This is a genomic window from Alkalibacterium sp. s-m-28 (assembly GCF_054658175.1).
This window is the reverse complement of the sequence record NZ_BAAGIQ010000440.1, coordinates 1-255: the sequence shown is the minus strand read 5'-3', so window position 1 is coordinate 255 and position 255 is coordinate 1. Positions and strand designations below refer to the sequence as shown.

Annotated in this window: 1 pseudogene; it reads left to right on the top strand. The window is 40.4% G+C overall.

The window, feature by feature from the left end:
- Positions 1-255, top strand: a pseudogene (locus tag ACYQ4S_RS12920) (ISLre2-like element ISAot1 family transposase); the annotation flags it as partial.

The following is a 255-nucleotide window of genomic DNA, read 5'->3' as shown; positions in this document are numbered from 1 at the left end:
GATTGATTTAGAATTACTTCATGATTACAAAGAACAAGGATATGAGATTGACAGTGTGCCTGACCGTACGCTTCAATTTACATTCGGAACCGTTGAATTTGAACGCCACCGTATGCGAAAAGAAGGCAAAAAAAGTGTGATTCCTTTTGATAAAGCCGTCGGCTTAAAGCCTAGAATCCGTAATTCTCCTCTTGTAGAGATGAAAGCAGCTCAAATAGCTTCAGATGGAACGTACCGCAAAGCAGAAGAAGCTAT